General features: G+C 40.3%; 18 protein-coding genes, 1 pseudogene and 1 riboswitch. Of the genes and pseudogenes, 13 read left to right on the top strand and 6 right to left on the bottom strand.

Going from position 1 to position 17,084, the window contains the following annotated elements:
• Position 1: 1 nt before the first annotated feature.
• The gene (locus AC2YHV_RS17915; protein ID WP_095679011.1) at positions 2-1,759 is read left to right on the top strand and encodes a SulP family inorganic anion transporter; all 1,758 of its coding nucleotides are present in this window, start codon (positions 2-4) and stop codon (positions 1,757-1,759) included.
• A gap of 48 nt (positions 1,760-1,807) precedes the next feature.
• On the opposite strand, the gene AC2YHV_RS17910 is transcribed toward AC2YHV_RS17915, so the two are convergent.
• Both AC2YHV_RS17910 and blaOXA read right to left on the bottom strand, forming a co-directional pair.
• Positions 1,808-2,542 carry a DUF1796 family putative cysteine peptidase gene (locus AC2YHV_RS17910; protein WP_487373735.1) on the bottom strand — a complete coding sequence of 245 codons (735 nt, stop codon included), beginning with the start codon at positions 2,540-2,542 and terminating at the stop codon, positions 1,808-1,810.
• A 182-nt stretch (positions 2,543-2,724) separates the two neighbouring features.
• Positions 2,725-3,516 carry a class D beta-lactamase gene (gene blaOXA, locus AC2YHV_RS17905; protein WP_487373733.1) on the bottom strand — a complete coding sequence of 264 codons (792 nt, stop codon included), beginning with the start codon at positions 3,514-3,516 and terminating at the stop codon, positions 2,725-2,727.
• Positions 3,517-3,711: 195 nt separating this feature from the next.
• Between blaOXA and AC2YHV_RS17900 the strand changes: the two genes are divergently transcribed.
• The 4 genes from AC2YHV_RS17900 (at position 3,712) to AC2YHV_RS17885 (ending at position 5,950) form a co-directional block, all read left to right on the top strand.
• A complete protein-coding gene (locus tag AC2YHV_RS17900; protein ID WP_487373732.1) occupies positions 3,712-4,362 on the top strand; it encodes an alpha/beta hydrolase in 651 nt (216 codons plus the stop codon).
• Positions 4,363-4,451: 89 nt separating this feature from the next.
• Complete coding sequence (locus AC2YHV_RS17895; RefSeq protein WP_095679008.1) at positions 4,452-4,841, top strand: iron chaperone; 390 nt, start codon at positions 4,452-4,454, stop codon at positions 4,839-4,841.
• Between the two features lie 91 nt (positions 4,842-4,932).
• A complete protein-coding gene (locus tag AC2YHV_RS17890) occupies positions 4,933-5,424 on the top strand; it encodes a PTS sugar transporter subunit IIA (protein ID WP_048687174.1) in 492 nt (163 codons plus the stop codon).
• A 109-nt stretch (positions 5,425-5,533) separates the two neighbouring features.
• Entirely contained in the window at positions 5,534-5,950 is a 417-nt protein-coding gene (locus AC2YHV_RS17885; RefSeq protein ID WP_098863860.1) for a VOC family protein, read from the top strand.
• 59 nt (positions 5,951-6,009) lie between these two features.
• Here AC2YHV_RS17885 and AC2YHV_RS17880 read toward each other — a convergent pair whose 3' ends face one another.
• A complete protein-coding gene (locus tag AC2YHV_RS17880; protein WP_487373731.1) occupies positions 6,010-6,528 on the bottom strand; it encodes an N-acetyltransferase family protein in 519 nt (172 codons plus the stop codon).
• Between the two features lie 148 nt (positions 6,529-6,676).
• On the opposite strand from AC2YHV_RS17880, the gene AC2YHV_RS17875 reads away from it, so the two are divergent.
• Both AC2YHV_RS17875 and AC2YHV_RS17870 read left to right on the top strand, forming a co-directional pair.
• Positions 6,677-7,105, top strand: a complete 429-nt coding sequence (locus tag AC2YHV_RS17875) for an ATP-dependent metallopeptidase FtsH/Yme1/Tma family protein (RefSeq protein ID WP_487373729.1) — start codon at positions 6,677-6,679, stop codon at positions 7,103-7,105.
• Positions 7,106-7,253: 148 nt separating this feature from the next.
• Positions 7,254-7,332: riboswitch (ZMP/ZTP riboswitch) on the top strand.
• A 106-nt stretch (positions 7,333-7,438) separates the two neighbouring features.
• Positions 7,439-8,638 carry a phosphoglycerate dehydrogenase gene (locus tag AC2YHV_RS17870; RefSeq protein ID WP_487373728.1) on the top strand — a complete coding sequence of 400 codons (1,200 nt, stop codon included), beginning with the start codon at positions 7,439-7,441 and terminating at the stop codon, positions 8,636-8,638.
• Between the two features lie 221 nt (positions 8,639-8,859).
• Here the strand turns inward: AC2YHV_RS17870 and AC2YHV_RS17865 are convergent, their stop codons facing one another.
• The 3 genes and pseudogenes from AC2YHV_RS17865 to AC2YHV_RS17855 form a co-directional block, all read right to left on the bottom strand.
• Positions 8,860-9,036, bottom strand: a complete 177-nt coding sequence (locus tag AC2YHV_RS17865) for a hypothetical protein (protein ID WP_156500252.1) — start codon at positions 9,034-9,036, stop codon at positions 8,860-8,862.
• A gap of 780 nt (positions 9,037-9,816) precedes the next feature.
• Positions 9,817-10,287 (bottom strand): FixH family protein, encoded by a 471-nt coding sequence (locus tag AC2YHV_RS17860; protein ID WP_063575248.1) that lies wholly within the window; start codon positions 10,285-10,287, stop codon positions 9,817-9,819.
• 27 nt (positions 10,288-10,314) lie between these two features.
• Positions 10,315-11,657: pseudogene (locus AC2YHV_RS17855) on the bottom strand (PepSY-associated TM helix domain-containing protein).
• A 383-nt stretch (positions 11,658-12,040) separates the two neighbouring features.
• Here AC2YHV_RS17855 and AC2YHV_RS17850 point away from each other — a divergent pair.
• The 6 genes from AC2YHV_RS17850 to AC2YHV_RS17825 all read left to right on the top strand — a co-directional run bounded on the left by AC2YHV_RS17850 (position 12,041) and on the right by AC2YHV_RS17825 (position 17,022).
• Positions 12,041-13,099 carry a M4 family metallopeptidase gene (locus AC2YHV_RS17850; RefSeq protein ID WP_487373727.1) on the top strand — a complete coding sequence of 353 codons (1,059 nt, stop codon included), beginning with the start codon at positions 12,041-12,043 and terminating at the stop codon, positions 13,097-13,099.
• Between the two features lie 32 nt (positions 13,100-13,131).
• Positions 13,132-13,443, top strand: coding sequence for a protealysin inhibitor emfourin (locus AC2YHV_RS17845; protein WP_264639374.1), 312 nt, complete (start codon positions 13,132-13,134; stop codon positions 13,441-13,443).
• Positions 13,444-13,757: 314 nt separating this feature from the next.
• Entirely contained in the window at positions 13,758-14,864 is a 1,107-nt protein-coding gene (locus tag AC2YHV_RS17840; protein ID WP_487373726.1) for a DNA sulfur modification protein DndB, read from the top strand.
• The gene (locus AC2YHV_RS17835) at positions 14,851-15,882 is read left to right on the top strand and encodes a DNA sulfur modification protein DndB (RefSeq protein WP_487373724.1); all 1,032 of its coding nucleotides are present in this window, start codon (positions 14,851-14,853) and stop codon (positions 15,880-15,882) included. The genes AC2YHV_RS17840 and AC2YHV_RS17835 overlap by 14 nt, the downstream gene beginning before the upstream one ends.
• 155 nt (positions 15,883-16,037) lie before the next feature.
• The gene (locus tag AC2YHV_RS17830) at positions 16,038-16,595 is read left to right on the top strand and encodes a competence protein ComK (RefSeq protein ID WP_377331068.1); all 558 of its coding nucleotides are present in this window, start codon (positions 16,038-16,040) and stop codon (positions 16,593-16,595) included.
• Positions 16,596-16,752: 157 nt separating this feature from the next.
• Positions 16,753-17,022, top strand: coding sequence for an excalibur calcium-binding domain-containing protein (locus AC2YHV_RS17825; RefSeq protein WP_063575253.1), 270 nt, complete (start codon positions 16,753-16,755; stop codon positions 17,020-17,022).
• Positions 17,023-17,084: the final 62 nt, after the last annotated feature.

The raw sequence follows: 17,084 nt of genomic DNA, 5'->3' as shown, positions 1-17,084 counted from the left end.
AATGATGGGTTCTAGCAGGTTTGAAGGATATAACTTAGGCCATTTTCAGAAAGACCTGGTTGCCGGGGTGGTAGTTGGGATAGTAGCGATTCCTTTAGCGATGGCTTTTGCCATTGCTTCCGGAGTAAGGCCGGAATACGGACTGTACACATCGATTATTGCAGGAATCATGGTCTCCCTATTTGGCGGATCGAAATATCAAATTGCAGGCCCGACTGGAGCCTTTGTCCCGGTCTTGTTAGGGGTGGTCATGCAGTACGGATATGAAAAACTGTTAATCGCCGGTTTCCTGGCAGGTATCATGATTTTTCTTTTAGGTGTCTTCAAACTGGGAAGATTCATCAAGTTTATTCCGCGTCCAGTTACCATCGGCTTTACAGCTGGAATTGCCGTGATCATCTTCTCGGGGCAGATTGCCAATTTCTTTGGACTCAGTAACTTAAAAAAAGAAGAGGTCTTTCTTTTAAATATGAAAGAAATCTTAGTGAACTTCAATACAGTGAATATCTATAGTGTACTGGTAGCTAGCATAAGTCTGACTCTCGTCATATTAACTCCAAAATATTTACCGAAAATCCCTGGAGCATTGCTGGGATTGATTGTATCAACTCTTGTCGCCAGCTTATTCTTTCCAGGTCAGGTAGCGACCATAGGATCGGCATATGGCGCCATTCCTAATGCATTGCCCCATTTTCAGTTTCCCCATATCACTGGCGGTCTGGTAATTGAACTCCTTCCGGCTGCTTTGGTCATTGCCATGCTTGGAGGTATTGAATCACTCTTATCCGCTGTAGTGGCAGACGGCATGACCAACAGTAAACATAACAGCAATAAAGAGCTGATGGGACAAGGATTGACCAATATGATTGCGCCTTTATTTGGAGGCATTCCGGCTACAGGTGCCATCGCCCGTACTGCGACGAATATTAAAAACGGTGCAGTCTCCCCCATATCAGGCGTGATTCATGGGTTGGTGGTATTGCTGGTGTTAGTCAGTTTGGCGCCTTATGCTTCGGCCATTCCTTTGGCCAGCATGGCCCCGATTCTTATGTTTGTCGCATGGAACATGAGCGAACGCAAAGAATTTTCGCATATTTTAAAAGCCAAAACGATGGACTCGGTCGTATTGCTCGTTACCTTCGTGTTAACCGTAGTGATTGACCTGACAACAGGCGTCGGGATTGGATTACTATTAGCCATTCTATCGTTCGTTAAACTGATGAGCGGTACATTGAAATTATCAAAGGTATTACCAGATCCAGCTGATAAACTAGTTAAACCAGAAATGGTGCAACAAGGTTCAAGCTGCCCGCAGATTAACATTTATACGATAGAAGGACCTTTATTCTTTGGCACAATCGAAAGGCTGCAAGAAGAAATCGAGGAAATAATGCGATCAAAACCAAAAGTCCTCCTATTAAGAATGAGCAATGTGTCCTTTATCGATACATCGGGGGAAGCACTGCTAACCGACATCGTGAAGCAATTCAAGTTTCATAACCTACAAGTGCTGATTTCAGGAATTCAACAGGAACCTAAAGAAATGCTGAGAAAAACCGGATTTATTGAACTGGTTGGTGAGGAACAGTTCTTTTCCAGTACGGGTGATGCCATCAATAAAGCTTTATCCAAACTGGATGAGAACCGTTGTAAAGGGTGTAAACAGTTTTCATTTGCTGAATGTACCGCACTCTCACAGCAAGTTCAAAAGCCTGCGTTATTAAAACAAAGCAGAAAACGGGAGATAGGGTTAACTTGATTTCCGTCAAGAAGAAAAGGCATCCGCTTTTGGCGGATGCCTTTCTCTTCAACTTCTTTTATTTCTGCTGCAAGATTTCGGCTTATTGAAATCATTAACACATCGAGCTTGTTCGCTCAGGGATTTATCCTGACTATTTAATTGTATGCCACTAAAAACCTGATCCCAAATCGCCTCATCCCAAACTTGGTTAGGTACTTCTAAAACACAAACATTTTCTATGTTCCATGCTAAATCAGAAATACTTGTTGCATCATCCGAGGGGATTAGTATTAATACAGTAAATTCCTTTTCTTTTAACATGTCCTTCATTACTTGTTGAAACAAAGTGGCTTGCTCATATTTTGTTGACCATCTTACAAATAGGATTGAATCGCTATCTTTGATCGTTTCAATGAATCTTGCTATTCTTTTATCTAAGTTCTCTTTGAAATCAGGATATGTTTCAAACCATTCTTTATCAGGCAGGATGGGGAAATCGTGAACTGAAGTGACTTTATAATGGTTATCTCTTACAAAATAGGTATTTACAGCATTTATATCTATGTCATCGTCAAAATAAGTACCGGAACCATCTACTAAAGTCAAATTCTTCAATTCCATATATTCCTTGAACTGATTACTATATAGCCTGGCCACTTCTGCAAATGACTCGGTAAAGACCCAGTCAAGAGGCAAAGAAAATCTTCTTAAGCCAAGTCTTCTTAGGTTCAAAGCGGGAGTGCAAGCACTGCCTGAAGGAATGATTACATCATAAGATTTCTTGATTTCCGTTAATTTCACTATTAATCCCCCTTTCTATAACTATCTATACTATATTAGATGGTAATTTTCTTTTTATTGATTGGACAAACCAAAAAAAGGCTTTATATCAGGCAATGCCAACATGAATATTTATAAATAGGTTCAGCGATCTTTTTAGACAAAGCAAAACGCATGCCCTAATTAAGAGCATGCGTGAACGTTTATTCTTCTATGATATCCAACTCTTTCAGGGCTTCAAGCGTAATCGTTTTGGCTTTGCTTCCGCTGCCGTCCATGTTCGTTGCGAAGGCCCATTCCCCTTTGTCCGTTTCGATGTACCCCACATACCAGCCCAATCCCATATCAGAAAGGCGTGTACCGGTTTTTCCATGGAGGACATATGAGTCCGCTTCTTCATTGATCATGATTCTCTTTACGGTTCTCATATGCTGCTTATCGATAGGCAGCTTTTCCTCTACAAGCTTTTCCATGAATTGGACTTGTTCCCGGGCAGAAATCTTTATGCTGCTATCCAGCCAGAACTGATCGACCCCGCCGGAGATATCACGATTGCCGTAATCGAGCAGGTTCACATACTGCTGCATGTTTTCCGCCCCGATATCGCGGGCCATTGCTTGATAATACCAAATCACGGAATGCCTCATGGCTGAAGCAAGCGTATGATCTCTGTTCCAATCTTCAAATTCCCTGATTACGCCATCCCAGCGCTTCACTTCATATTCATCGCTCACCGCTTTTGTCTGTAAACCGATTAATGCATTCGCCACTTTGAATGTCGATTCTGGTGTGTAGCGTACTTTACTTCTCTGTTTATTATAGATATATACCTTATCATTTTTTAAGTTTTGGAGTACCATCGTGCCTTCCGCACCATCGAAGGAATCCCCGATATCCAGTTCTTTCACCTTTTGATCGTTAGCACTTGCATGAATCGTGCCCATGGAACCAGTGACTAGCAGGACAAGAATGAAACATAACGTTTTGATTTTCATTACACACTCTCCTTTAAGGCATGGATTGATCGATCAATAATTCCCATAAAATAGGTTGATAGCTAAAGTATACCTATTCCTGATGAAAAACGAAACCTTATTCTTGGACTCTATCTAGATAGTATCGATTAAGGAGGAATGCAGCGAGTAGCTAATGAATATATAAAGCAAACGATGGAATAGGAGGAATCTATCATGGAGGTTAACCAAAGAAAAATAAATAGTAATGAAAAAGAAATTACATACACACATATTGAAACCGGAAGTCCGGCCGTTTGTTTTATGTTTTCAGGTGCAGGGTACACGTATGAGAAGCCGCTATTCTATTATTCGACGATGATCATGCTTCAAAATCAGTATGATGTCGTGCATATTCATTACGCCTACGACCAGGATATATTCAAGCATCCATTGGTGGATATCACAAAAGTGATCGTTAATGACATCAATCCCGTCATTACGGAAGTGCTTCAAAATCATGAATATCAAGGAACTGTGTTTCTTGGCAAATCACTTGGCACCATCCCCATCATCAACGGAATCATGAAAAGTGAGCGGTTTACGAATGCCAAAATGATTTTGCTGACGCCTCTATTGAAGTTCGATTCGATTTTTGATGGGTTATTGAGCTGCAATCATTCAGCACATATAGTTATAGGTGAAAAGGATCATCATTATATTCCAGATAAAATTCAAGCGATTGAAAATAAACCGAACATAAGCATGAATAAAATCCCGCATGCAAACCATTCCTTGGATATTGAACCTTTCGATACTTCAAGGACGATCATCGTGCTGGAAGGTATAATGAATAGAATGGAAGAGTTTTTAAAAAATATAGGTTAGCGGAATACAAAGGGATTCAATCCAGGAGTTAGCAGGTGAAAAATGTTATAATAAGAGTATTGTAGTTTGGAGTTCTGAAAGGAGAAATGATGGTGGGAACCAATACATTTCATTCAATTGATGAATATATCATACAATTTCCCGAGGAAGTTCAGGAGATATTAAAAACGTTAAGAAAAGTCATAAAGGATGCAGCACCGGATGCAGAAGAGAAGATAAGCTATCAAATGCCTACCTTTGTTTTATATGGAAATCTGGTACATTTCGCTGCCTATAAAAAACATATAGGATTCTATCCAACTCCAAGCGCGATCTCTGCGTTTGAATCTGCCTTATCTGAATATAAATGTTCAAAAGGGGCCGTTCAGTTTCCACTAAACAAGCCAATTCCTTATGAATTAATAACCGAGATGGTTATATTTAGAGTGGAAGCGAACAAAAGGAAAAAAGCAGAAGGCAAATCTCAAAAGAAAAAATAACATCGATTATTATCAGAATTCACAAAATGCTTAATATATGAGAGTATGAACTGCAAGGATATAAGGACCGAAAGAGAAAGGTGGAAATAATATGTTCAAAAAATTATTCAGTAAAAAAGAAAGTGTAGAACAACTGCTTGCTCCTATAAACGGACAAGTAATAAAAATAGAAGATGTTCCGGATCCGGTGTTTTCCGGGAAAATGATGGGGGACGGAATAGCGATTCTTCCTGAGGAAGGGTTGGTCGTATCTCCAATCGATGCAGAAGTGATCCAGGTTTTTCATACTAAACATGCCCTAGGCCTCCGTACGAAGAATGGCATAGAATTGTTGATTCATATTGGCTTGGAAACAGTTAACCTTAAAGGCGAGGGATTTGAAGTCCATGTCGCAGAAGGGCAAAGGGTAAAAGCAGGAGACAAGCTTGTGACATTTGATATCGATTTTCTAAAATCCAACGCTCCAAGCATCGTTACTCCGATCGTTGTCACGAATGGCGAGCTGGTTGAAAAACTGGAAAAAACAAATAATACCCAAGCAACTATTAACGATACGGAGATCATGAGTGTTTATTTGAAATGAAAAGAAAGCTTCCATGATGACCTCTCCTTTTAGGCTGCAAGCAGGAAAATCGAAAATTGCAGCGAATAGTAGGTGAGTGAACAAATAAAATCAAGCGAGGGTGAATTGGATGGGAATTCAAGCAGAAAAGATTTTTGTAAACTTGCCTGTTAAAGATTTGGATGCCTCAATAGAATTTTTCACAAAGGTCGGTTTTGAGTTTAACGAGCAAATGACCAATGAAAATGCGACATGCATGGTTATAAGTGAGTCCATATATGTCATGTTGTTAGTGGAAGAATACTTTAAAACGTTTACCAAGAAGGAAATCCCTGATTCTGCTGCGAGTAAGGAAACCATCGTCGCCCTGTCCGTTAAAAGCAAGGAAGAAGTCGATGAGATCGTGAATAGGGCACTGGATGTTGGCGGAAAGCCTTTCAATGAAGCCATTGATCATGGTTTCATGTACGGTTGGAGTTTTCTAGATATCGACGGCCATTCTTGGGAAGTATTTTACATGGACGAAAGCGGATTTAATCAAGAATAAAAAGCAAGGCACAATCCTTCACGAAGGACTGTGCCTTTTTTAGAAATAGTAGCTGAATTTCATTCATAACATACGGGGCTAATGTCCTTCCACTCATAAACCAATAGATTCAATTCAGCACCAGCTATTTTGATTTTTTCAGTTTTAAGCAATTCAGCACCGAATGCTTCATAGAAGTATCGAGATTTATTATCTTCAAGCACCTCAACGAAAATTGTCTTGAATCCCAGTTCTTCGAATTTAAAGAATAATTCTTTGATGAGTTTCTTACCTATCCCCATTCTTTGTGAATTTTCGAGGATATATATCGCAGTTAAATCGCCCGAATCCTCAACTTGATTCGTCTCCCTTTTCCCTCCGCATATAAATCCTACTATTTTTCCTTCGTCATTTTCTGCGACATAAACATGATTGCCATTACTAGTTATATTCTTTATCCATATGTCTTTCCTTTTCTCATAAGAAAGTTTATCTAAAAAATCACTCGGCATTATATTTTTATAGGTGGTCCGCCAGCAATCCACATGGACTTTCGCTATCCCTTCCGCATCAGCCAACGTCGCCTCTCTTATTAGCATAGTGGTTCCTCCTTTTTTTAAGTTTGCTATACTTCTTATTTTTTACTACTATTATCCAATTAGCAACTAATCGGCCCAGGATATTCCAATAATTAACTTTGTGTGTTACTATTTCCTATAGTTTGCTTAATGTGGGAGAAGGAATGAGATGAAACAGATTTTCCGTAGTAAAATATTTTATTTAATAAGCTGCTTGATTAGCTTGGGGGTTGTGCTGGTTTTAAATAATGACGAAGAACCGACTGAGAAATTAACTGACGATGAATTTTTTACAAATTTAGCGGATAGAAAAGTGACATTTATAGAGGTGGAGCAGCGAAAAAGTGTGATTGAAATAAGCGGTCGGCTGGCAGGGTATGAAAAGGATCAATACTTTGTCGCGTCTGTCCCAAATAGTGAAACTTCGCTAGATAGAATGAATAATGCTGCAGAGGAACATGATATAGAAAAAATGGAGTTTACACCATACATAGAGGTAAGCGGATGGGTCACCCTGTTTACAACGACCGTTCCGTTCATGATCATTTCCTTCCTGTTTTTAGTCTTATTACTATTTAGAGTTATAATAAAAAGGTAGTTTTCGACGATATATTTCTATTTTCGGAGATAAAACTGCAAGTTTCGTCGATATTTCTAGTGAGTTAGGGCTTCTGCAAAAAAAGAGATAAACCTTTAAAATGGTATTGAAGATTGCTGAATAGTTTGATAGAATAAAATAAATGAAAAAGACTATGTGCAACTGGCGAAACACGGATAACCGTGAGGGAACACATAGTGTCGTAGCCGTTCGCCTGGGCAGAGGTAAGGGATTTTATCCCTTGCCTCTTTCTGTATATTAACAGATAGTAAAGGTTTAAAGTCAATATTTTGAAATTTCAAAAACATCATAATCAAAAGAGGAGCTAACAAAATGAGCACAATACTTTTAGAAAAAGTCAAAACGATCAAAGCGTTAAATAATATTGCCGAAAGCGGGCTGAATGTATTCAATAAAGGCGATTTTAAGGTCGATAATGACAGTGAAAACCCTGATGCGATCGTTCTTCGCAGCTTTAACATGCATACTATGGAATTCGGCGATCAGTTAAAAGCAATCGCAAGGGCAGGGGCTGGAGTCAATAATATTCCGGTCGACAAATGCACTGAGCAAGGAATTGTCGTTTTCAATACACCTGGGGCTAACGCAAACGCTGTAAAAGAAATGGTGCTGACGACATTGATGGCTTCATCTCGTAACCTTTTTGCCGGTGTGGCTTGGACAAAGACGCTTGAAGGCGAAGGGGAACAAATTCCGAAGCTTGTCGAAGCAGGAAAGAAACAATTCGTTGGTAAAGAAATCAAGGGAAAAACTCTTGGCGTAATCGGTTTAGGAGCAATCGGTGCACTTGTAGCGAATGACGCGCTTGATTTGGACATGGATGTCATTGGCTTTGACCCGTTCATCTCTGTTGATACAGCTTGGAACTTATCCCGCAATGTACAGCGCGCCATGACAATTGAAGAATTGTTTGCAGAATCTGATTATATTACAGTACACGTTCCATTAACTGACGACACAAAAGGAATGTTTAACCAAGAAACATTCAGCATCATGAAGCCGGGCGTACATATCTTGAATTTCTCACGCGGCGAGCTAGTGAATGAAAATGATATGCAAGCTGCACTTGAAAGCGGAAAAGTAGGCAAGTTCATTACTGATTTCCCGAATGAAAACGTGTTGAAAATGAAAAATGTCGTTCCAATTCCGCATCTTGGTGCCTCTACGCTAGAATCAGAGGAAAACTGTGCCATCATGGCAGCTCGTCAGTTGAAGAACTTTTTAGAAACAGGGAACATCAAGAACTCTGTGAATTTCCCGAATACTTCCCTTCCTTTTACAGGAAACCGTCGTGTGGCAACTTTCCACGAAAACGTTCCGAACATGGTTGGGCAAATCACGCTGGCTGTATCAAGCTTTAATTTGAACATCGCTGACATGGTTAACAGAAGCCGTGGGGGATATGCATATACGATCATCGACATTGATGGTGAAGTAAACGGCAATATCATTCCTGCCTTGGAAGATCAAATCAAACAAATCGAAGGCATCGTTACAACTCGTATCATCTAATTGGAACCAAAATAATAAATAGTGAAAGCCTCAATTCCTTTAAGGAGTTGAGGCTTTTTCAGGCTTTATTAATGATTTTGGAATAGATATTGGGGTGGTCATGCTAAACTGGCTCACGTGTTAACAACCTAGGGATTACAACGGACTCAGCCTGCGGGCAGCTCGATACATTCAGTTGAAGTCCAAACATCTTCCACACGCATTGCTTAGCATCGAAATTCTCAAAATCCGTCATGCTTTCCTTCTGTGTTATCTTCATAATGTACAAAAAACATCAAGTAGATTGCGAATAGGAGATGCAAATAAAGTGGAACATCTTTATCATTTTGAATGACCACAAATATGTACATTCCATATAGCAAAATGGGAATGCTTAAAAGGATTCTGTGCTTAGTCACATGTCCTCCCCCCATTTATCCTCCAATATCAATACATGAGCCACTTGAAAACCCTTTTCTTCTAGAAAATCTGCTAATTTCATAGCTTCATCCTCCTAATTAACTAAATATTCTGTCACTTCCATTAATACAATAGTATGAAGTACAGGGGAAGTGCTGTCAATCCATATTCCTGTTTTTAGTGATCGGATTCATGAGTTATCAGTCAAAATAACTATCTCATATATAGGTAAAACGGTACAGAAACGAGGAAGCAATGCGATCAACTGAACGCAGGAAGCAACGTGCTGCGAACCTGAACAATGGAATCACTTGTATGCCTCCTTGCCTACGTTCACTTCAGCGCATCTAAGTAAAAGAATCGCCCCTAATCCAGAGACGATTCCCTATCTTAAACACCCTTTCTACAAAAAAAGGATGACCCTATATTGTTCTTCCCAAAAAATTCTGGTGCTGATGAAGGAAATTAGATGTTAAAAAAGCTCCAACAGGGGGCAATTGCCCGGTATACGCATTACCGCTAACAGGAAATGAATTCTGAGCTATATCTGTAGTGGCAATCCACGATCCAGACTCACCTGCTTGCAGAGAGGGAGGCTTACCAATGCTATGCCCTCCCTTAATGGTCGTTTATGTTCCGAGGAAGATTCTTTGTTTAAAGCAGTATATGCAGCACGAGCAGAATAATTTAATAAAGAAAGGTGAAGTACTGTAAATGCATTCTCTCAGATTCATAACAAATCCGATTTTCAATTGAAAACCGGATTTGTTATGAATCTTTTAATGATGATGTTCATGACTTTCTGCTTGTTTTTGGATTCCTTTTTGCAAGAATTCCAATTCACTTTCAGACAGTTTTCCAACGATGAATTGTTTTTGAGGCATAATGATTGAATCATCGTTACTAGCATGTACTTTTATATAATATAGGCCATCACTATCAAAGTTTTTACTTAAAGTATAAGTACCGTTTCCCTCTTCCTCAGCCTGTTCCATACTATATTTGAGCGAGCCATCTTGTTTCCATATCTCAAAATGAACAAAATCTGCGTTTTCAACCATTTGACCACCTTGAGTAAGCACAGCCTTTATGGTCTCCTGTGTATGAGCTGAAAAGGATGCTGGTATAATTATTTCGGCTTCAAGAGGTGTTTCTTCTTTGTATAGATCAGTGACATCCTTTTCAAGGGAACATGCACATAGCAATATGCTGAAAATAAAGATGAAAGAAATGCATATATTTTTTTTCACGGCAAAAGCCACCCTTTACATTTTGAATTAGGCATTCAAAAACTTTTTGACTGAGATATTCTTTTAATGATCAACCAGTCGATTAGCCAAACAACAATAAGGGACAAACCAACCAATGGAAACAAAATTCCAAGCCCTATTAACAGAAATAGAAAGAGTTTCATGTTCTTTATTTGAGGAGCTTTTGGTGCACCTAAGCTTTTTTTCGGCTTTCGCTTCCACCATAAATAAAAACCGCTACATGCAACAAGCATGATTCCTAAACAAATAAGAAGGCTGATGATTTGATTAATCAAACCAAATTGAGTCCCTTTGTGCAAGGTAATTCCCCAAGCAACTATTTTCCCTATTAAACCGTAATGGTCATAACGATAATCAGCTAGAACTGCACCGGAATATTGGTCAATATGAATGGTCGCTTCATCTTGGGCTTTCGGTGGAAAAGCTGACAATGTATAAACGCCATCTGTCTGTTGTGGAATATTAATGCTATAACTTGGATGCATACCTTCACGATTGGCTATCGTAACTACATCATCAATGGAAAGTGGGAGAAAACCTTGGATATCTGAGAGTGGTACATCTAAATTTTCTGCTGCCCAGGGAACATCTGCAATGTCTTTTGTCTTAATTGAGGAAGTTGGAGCACTTCCTGTCCATATGGAAGGAGGGTACCCAGATCCGGAGTTGGTAGCTAACAATTGAAAATTATTTCCCCAAAAACCTGACCAAGGCAATCCTGTCATGATTAAAAATAACATGCCTGCAGTTATCCAAAAGGCAGGTACTGCATGTAAATCTCTTCTGAAAACATGTTTCCCTTTATTTAGTCTTGGAAAAAGAACACCAGAAAGGCTTTGCTTCTTTTTGGGATACCATAAATAAAGACCAGAGACAATTAACACAACTGCCCAACACGCAGCTAACTCTACAATTCTATCTCCTAAGGTGCCAGCCATCAGTTCACCATGAATTTCCTCGATTTTATTCATGATTCTGTCTTCATCATTTAACTCTCCAATAGATTTACCAGTATACGGGTCCATGAAAATCGTAAGAGACTCTTTATTAGAAGTGATGCTTACTTCGCTCGAACGAGATGCATTTTCTCCGGGATGATATTTTGTCACCACCGCATCAGGGTAAAGTTCCTTCACATTCTCAATCTGCTGGGATGCCGGCAATCTATCTCCTAGCGGTGTAACCCCTTGGTAGTCTTGATAAAGAACTTGTTCAATCTGCGGCTTAAATAAATAGATTGAGCCGGTAACTGCAAGAATAATAAGTAAGGGTGCAAAAATGATTCCAGCGTAAAAATGCCATCTCCATACTGTTCTATACAGAGAGGTGTTTGGTTGTTTAGTTTCCATTTATACAGAACCTCCGAGTCGTATTCACTATATAGATGATAAAAGAAAATTGTGAGAAAAATATGAAATTTATAAAAAAAGGAAGTTTGTATTTGTTAAAGAATAATTAAGTCATATCAACTAAAAAGAACAACTGTAACTAAGGAGTGAACTTCCTGAGAAAGAGTTAGCAAGCAGTGGGGCAGGGAGGAATGGAGGGAAATGAGGTAGTTGTGGCGAAAGTAATCTATAGAAATGTGTTGAAGATAGGCATCAAGATCTCAATGTAAACGGATCAGGTAAACTGCTAATGAACCGATGTTGAAGACAATCGCAATAAGAAAAGCAGTACTCTTGAAAGAAGAAATGGTATAAATCGAAAAAACTTTAAAGGAGTGACGAATATGCATAATAAGGATTGTTCCAAAAGGTGTCAGTGTTTCATCGTACCTAACTATATTCTTGAGAACATGGCACAAAATGAAGTGGAAGAAGCACGGATCAGTTTAGCGAAAAGCCGTCAAATGCGCAGGCGCAGAATCTTTAAAGAATATGATATTGACGGTGTTATCGCTTTAACGGATGCAGGATCTGAACGGCAAGGTGAATCTGCCCGACATGTTTACGATTGTAAAGGGGGAACGAAACTCCGGCAGAATGAAGCAAGGAAAGAAGGAGATCGATCAAGTGCAGACCCTGTTGTTAACGCTGCATATGATTATAGCGGAGTTGTGCGTGATTATTTCAAGGATGTTTTGCACCGTAATTCCATTGATAACCAAGGTCTTGATCTCATTCTGAACGTTCATTATGGCAATAAATTCACGAATGCTTATTGGGACGGAGATGAAATGGTATTTGGTGACGGCGATGGGGTCATCTTTAGCAATTTTGCCAATTCACTCGATGTAATTGGACATGAATTGACACATGGGGTTACGCAGTTCACAAGTGGATTGGAGTATGAGGGTCAGTCCGGGGCATTGAACGAACATCTTTCAGATGTGTTTGGAGTTGCCATAAAACAATTTCACTTAAAGCAAACTGCAGGAGATGCCGATTGGCTGATCGGTGCTGATATAATGGGACCGACACTGAAAGGGCAGGCACTCCGTTCGATGAAGGCACCAGGTACGGCATTTGACAATAAGTTAATGGGTAAGGATATTCAGCCTGATCATATGAAGAACTTCTATAAGGGAGAACGCGATAATCATGGTGTCCATATCAATAGCGGCATACCAAACAAGGCCTTTTACCTAGTATCGATGGAAATTGGAACGGACAAAGCGGCCTTGATTTGGTTCAATGCGATGCAGAATTTATTTGCGACGGCGAATTTCAATCAATTCGTGCAAATCGTCATCAAGGCAGCGCAAAAACTTGTTGATAGCGGCGATGTTACGAAAACAGCCATCAAGACAATTGAAAATGCTTTTAAAGCGGTTGGACTGCCTGAGTAGAAATATTCCATGAATAGGAGGCTTCATCTACCATGCATATCAAATTTAGCTGCATAGGGGGATTTGCCAACCTCGACTTGAATTTCGAAATAGATACGGATGAATTGCCGAAAGAGAAGTATGAGGAATTGCAGAACTTAATGAAACATGCTGACCTTCATAATGCTGCCCAAAGTAAAATGGTAAAAACGCAAGGGTTCGACTCGTTTTCGTACAAGCTGGATATAGCCGTTGAAAAGAAGAAGCAGTCTTTCTCATTCACAGACACAACAGCTCCAGAGGAAGTCCGGCCCTTATTGGATTATTTACGGAATTTAGCAATTGAAATAAAGCTGGCAGAATAACCTCGTCAAAAAAGTCTATCATTCAGATAGACTTTTTTTGACGAGTCGTAAAACTTCACAAAAATGTCATTTCGTTTCACTTTTATCTGAATTTTGGCTGTTTGTTCTCTAAATGGACACAAAATAGCGATCCGCAGCAGCAAATTTGAAACGGAAATTAGATAGTATAGCCCTTTGATGAGATTTTGTAAAGAGTTAGCCAATCAAACAGGTAAAGCAGTCACAAAAGGGAACCAATTTTGAAAGAGATAATACAAGAGCGGTTTTACAAAAAAAGCATAAAATAGGATAATGGTCGCAGAGAGGTGAAGTGAATGACATATCAAGAAATGAAAGTGACGATAGCCGGAAACAGCCTTACCCAATTCGGGAAAAGAATATTAATCTCGCAGATTCAATTCTCGACATTGGAGGCGATATTCGAAGTCGATGAGGCGGTTCAAAGAAAGCTTGATCTCAATCGAAGGACTGAAATCAGGGAGTTCATCATCGATTCTGTATCGGAAGGGGACTTTTACTTTTCCCCATTCATCTTCTCGAGCAGGGGAGCGATCCAAGAAGTGCCCGTGGGCGGGGAACTGCCACCAGGAAGTAAAATATACATACTTGACGGGCAGCATAGGACCTATGCCCTCATTTCAGCCATCAGTCACCTAAGGGCACGGAAGGAAACGAAAGAAGAAATCGGAAACTTTCCCGAAGCGGCAAAGCTCCAAAACCAAATTGATAAGTTGAAAACCTATCCGGTCACGATTCAAATCTATTTAAATCTGGAAACGCATGAAGAAAGACAGCTATTCAATGATATTAATACGAAGCGAAAAGAGCCGCATAACGGCTTGGTGATGAAGTATGACCAGCGCGATGAATATGCAGAACTAACACGGAACATTGCCAGGATATTAGAAAGTAAGATGGAGATAGAGGCCACCCTTTCGAGGATTACCGTGAGATGTACGGCGCTGACTACGCTGACGATCATGAGGCGCTGCCTTATTGCTTTATTTGAAGGAAACGTCACCGCGAAAACGGGTAAAGCCAATTATGGTGATATGAACAAAGCCGAAATCATCAACACCGCGACCGCGTTTTTCGAGTCATGGCTGGAAATCTTTCCGAAGAAGATGACAGACCGGACTACATTCACATCAGGGTATTCCGGCATTCAAATAGCCCTTGCCCAAACGATCCACCAACTCCGAAAACATCATGAAATCCCCTATGAAGAAGCAATAAATCATATGCTGCATTTGAAGAAAGCCTGTACTTGGAAGCATGATGATACCCTTTATTCACACATTTACGACCCCTTGAAAAAAAGAGTCAAAAACCATTCGACTACAAACGCCATCCAGAAAACGGCTCTCGCGTTCAAACGAAAAATAGAACAAGAAGGAGGATGGCTAAATGATTCTAGGTGAATTGGACCGGAAAAGAAGGACGATGGTTTCCTGCTCCATCATCGAGCTGGTCCATATGTATCGCAACGGTCAGATCGCCACGAGGGAAATCAACCAGCTGCGGGTCCGATCGATCAAAAACTATCTTTTGGACAATGCATTAACGAAAAATATCTACCTGCCGCCACTTGTTGCCAGCAGCAGGGAAGGAGCAGCCCCTAATGGAGATCCTATCGAACTTTCGATCATCGACGGAACACAACGAATAGCGGCTTTCGCGCAATTGGAGGACAGTATCCTTAAAGCGTTAAAGAAAGGTGAAGAAAAGGTGAAACTAGCATACGAACTGGATTCACTCATGAAGGACAGCTCGATTGCGATCCAAGTATTTGAAGGGCTAACAAGAGCGGAAGAATCCCAGCTCTACCTGGATCTCAATCTAAAAGGCAAGAAAGTGGCCCTTTCCAAACGGATATCATTCGACTCGCGAAACAACCTCAACGTCATTACCAATCAGGTGCTCCATACCCATCAATCGCTAAAAACAGCCGGTGTCGAACTTGAAAAGCGTTCCATCAATCGTCCAGCCAATAAAAACCTCTTATCGCTATCGCAATTGAGGCAGGTCATCGGCATCTTCATGACTGGGAAGGCAAACGTAAACATCGAAGAGAAAGTATCACAAAGTCCGCTTTCGAACAGTGAATACATCACACTCATTCATCTCTATCTTAATGAACTATTCGACATATACCCGGCAGGACAGATGGGTGATTACACAAAATGCATGCTTGCCAGTTACCCGCTTTTCATTGCCGTTGCCCTTTATATCAATGACAAAATGGAAAACCAGCCAATCGAACAAAGACAACAGCTGATTGCCACGAGAATGTCAAAATTGAAAGAGGTGGACTGGAGCCCTGATAATCCCATTTGGAAAGAGTTTAAAGGAACATACAAAGGGCGGCCGCCATTATTTCACCTAAGCAAAGATAAAAACAATATCGAAGAGCTAGTAAGCTGGCTGTATAGCTGTTGAGGAGGTGAGGGGAAATGTGATAATGAAAAAGTGAAAAACCCCTAGGTGAGGACGTCCGGTCAGACAATCACCTAAGGGCTTGCGAGCAGGAGTATACCTGCCTCTATGTCCAGTATACTCCATAAAAAGGAATAGTGAAATGGGGAGTGAATGGAATGATGATACGAAAAAACTATTTATTGAATATGGAAACGGTAGGAATGATGGAGCGATACGACGCCAATGGTGTCGAGATGACTACGGTAGTGGAGGGAGACAGCACTTTCCATGTTAGGCAACCGCGCCAGGAAATCCTGAATAACACGTTAAACCACTTTGGATTGGATCTGGATGGCGGACTAGCGGCAGCCAAATCCGTACTGGGCGGTAAATACAGACTGCCCGTCTGCATAAACGCCCAACTGGGGATGGTCTGGTTCTCCTCCCGCTCATTCCGGAAAAGAGGAGGAGTCTGGTTTTCCTACATCCACATTCGTGACTTAGAGGAAATGAACGAAAAGGAAACACTGGTCCACACAAACTACGGTCATTGCCTACCAGTAAACTTAAGCAAAAATCAGCTCGCCTTCAAAAGGGACCAAGCAGCCTATCTGCATACGACCTTCCATGAACGCTCATTGGGTAAAAAGACCTTTTATTACGAACCGGGAAGCGGAATCACCTTTTGCAAACAACCTGGGGAGGTCCATTACAGGGTGAAAAGGAAGGAATAATATAATCTATGAGACCGCTGAATTGGCGGTCTTTTCTTAGGAGTGGATGAAGTGAGAGCGGGGATTATTTAAAATCCAGAAAAATAGTTATTGTAAAAAATGGAATGATACATTATGATTAGTAAAAAGTTAATATTTAGGGAAGGAAGTACGTATTTTGAAACGAATATTTGCCATTTTACTATCTTTTGGACTAGTTTTAGGTCTCTCGTTTGGCGCAAATGACGTTGCCAGTGCCAAAACAAAGGTGAAGACTTATAAAAACTGTACAGCATTGAATAAAGACTACAAAGGAGGCGTAGCCCGTACATCTTCCGTTAAAAATAAAGGAGGAAAAACGAAATACAAGCCTCACGTTTCAAAGGCACTTTATGATGCCAATAAAAAAAGCGATCGCGACAAAGACTTAATCGCTTGTGAAAAGTAAGGATTATTCAAAGAGACCTGGTATTATCCCCTTCAGGTAGACAGAGAAAAAAGAGAACATGG

It is taken from the genome of Peribacillus sp. SRI_006 (assembly GCF_057586375.1).
Note: the sequence above shows the minus strand (reverse complement) of the source record. Positions and strands in the feature narration are given on the sequence as shown.

Excerpts from the sequence above, each read along its gene's own strand:
- AC2YHV_RS17915 (WP_095679011.1), top strand. The coding sequence starts at position 2 with ATGATGGGTTCTAGCAGGTTTGAAGGATATAACTTAGGCCATTTTCAG.
- blaOXA (WP_487373733.1), bottom strand. The coding sequence starts at position 3,516 with ATGAAAATCAAAACGTTATGTTTCATTCTTGTCCTGCTAGTCACTGGT.
- AC2YHV_RS17900 (WP_487373732.1), top strand. The coding sequence starts at position 3,712 with ATGGAGGTTAACCAAAGAAAAATAAATAGTAATGAAAAAGAAATTACA.
- AC2YHV_RS17895 (WP_095679008.1), top strand. The coding sequence starts at position 4,452 with ATGGTGGGAACCAATACATTTCATTCAATTGATGAATATATCATACAA.
- AC2YHV_RS17890 (WP_048687174.1), top strand. The coding sequence starts at position 4,933 with ATGTTCAAAAAATTATTCAGTAAAAAAGAAAGTGTAGAACAACTGCTT.
- AC2YHV_RS17885 (WP_098863860.1), top strand. The coding sequence starts at position 5,534 with ATGGGAATTCAAGCAGAAAAGATTTTTGTAAACTTGCCTGTTAAAGAT.
- AC2YHV_RS17880 (WP_487373731.1), bottom strand. The coding sequence starts at position 6,528 with ATGCTAATAAGAGAGGCGACGTTGGCTGATGCGGAAGGGATAGCGAAA.
- AC2YHV_RS17875 (WP_487373729.1), top strand. The coding sequence starts at position 6,677 with ATGAAACAGATTTTCCGTAGTAAAATATTTTATTTAATAAGCTGCTTG.
- AC2YHV_RS17870 (WP_487373728.1), top strand. The coding sequence starts at position 7,439 with ATGAGCACAATACTTTTAGAAAAAGTCAAAACGATCAAAGCGTTAAAT.
- AC2YHV_RS17850 (WP_487373727.1), top strand. The coding sequence starts at position 12,041 with ATGCATAATAAGGATTGTTCCAAAAGGTGTCAGTGTTTCATCGTACCT.
- AC2YHV_RS17845 (WP_264639374.1), top strand. The coding sequence starts at position 13,132 with ATGCATATCAAATTTAGCTGCATAGGGGGATTTGCCAACCTCGACTTG.
- AC2YHV_RS17840 (WP_487373726.1), top strand. The coding sequence starts at position 13,758 with ATGACATATCAAGAAATGAAAGTGACGATAGCCGGAAACAGCCTTACC.
- AC2YHV_RS17835 (WP_487373724.1), top strand. The coding sequence starts at position 14,851 with ATGATTCTAGGTGAATTGGACCGGAAAAGAAGGACGATGGTTTCCTGC.
- AC2YHV_RS17830 (WP_377331068.1), top strand. The coding sequence starts at position 16,038 with ATGATGATACGAAAAAACTATTTATTGAATATGGAAACGGTAGGAATG.